Annotated in this window: 1 protein-coding gene; it reads left to right on the top strand. The window is 70.0% G+C overall.

Annotated features, from left to right (window positions below; genetic code table 11):
• Positions 1 to 283 (top strand): zinc ribbon domain-containing protein (locus ACFP2V_RS30895; protein ID WP_381218587.1); only part of this gene is annotated, 283 nt, incomplete at its 5' end.
• Positions 284 to 1114 lie beyond the last annotated feature (831 nt).

The following is a 1114-nucleotide window of genomic DNA, read 5'->3' as shown; positions in this document are numbered from 1 at the left end:
CGGCCGGGAAGTGATCGCGGTCGACCGCTTCTTCCCCTCCTCCAAGCTGTGCTCGGCCTGCGGAGCCTTGCAGAACAAGATGTTGCTCCATGTCCGCACCTGGACGTGCGGCTGCGGCGCCGTGCATGACCGCGACGTGAACGCGGCGAAGAACCTTCTGGCCGCCGGACTGGCGGCAGCAGCCTGTGGAGACGGTGTAAGACCTCAACGGAGCACTCCGGGCGGGCAGTCGTCGATGAAGCAGGAACCCCGGCGGGCGACCGCTGGAATCCCCCGCCTTTAGGCGGGGGAGGAAGTCAAGTGGAAGTAGGCATGATCCCGCAGTCGCTAGTGCTGCCCAGGCGACCTGGCGGGGCACCGCGAGCCCGCCAGGGCTGAGGAGCTACCGACCCGATGCACCCCGTGCCCCCAGCGCGTCAAGTGCCGTTGGCCCGGGTGGGGAGGCAGAGCGAGGCAGCGCCGGCCAAGCACGACCGAGTCAGCACACCGGCGTCGCCTCCTGACGGCGCAGCTGACGGTGTGCTTCGTTCTGGGCCTGTGCCCGTTTGCCCGGGAGGCCTACGAGGAAGTCCTGCCGGTTCTCCAGCGGCATCCCGGGCAGCCGGGCCCTGGACAGAGCGAACCGGTCGTCAAGAGGCCCAGCGCGGTTCCGGCTCGGTGAAGACGTGATAGGGACCTGCTGGTCGTGTCCCACCGGGGGGTAAGCGAGCACGGGCTTCACGTTCCGGTCCGAGGCACCTGGCGATCTCCGCGGAGGCGGAAGCCCACGAAGCGCCCTGTTGAGGCGGGGTGAACACCCGGTCCGGCGGAGCCGCCGTCCCCGCCCCGCGCATTCCGGCGCCTTGATCGGCCGCACCATCCGGCGGGACGCCATCGACCTGCTCAGGAGGGAGGCCGGGCCACTCGTTCCCCGCCACGCTGGGAGCGTGGCGGCGCAGACTACGGCTCCTTGACCTGGACCGCACCCAGTTCGACCTTCCGGACCCGGCAAGCAACGGCGCCACCTTCGACAGTCCTTCCACGGGGGCGGCGCTGGACAGCGCGCTGCGGACCTACCTTCCCGCAAGCGGGAGTCGGGGCCTCCGTCCTGGCACAGTCACGGCAGCTGTAGTTC

It is taken from the genome of Streptomyces incanus, assembly GCF_042656345.1.
GTDB lineage: Bacteria > Actinomycetota > Actinomycetes > Streptomycetales > Streptomycetaceae > Streptomyces > Streptomyces incanus.
This window is presented reverse-complemented; position numbering and strand designations above follow the sequence as displayed.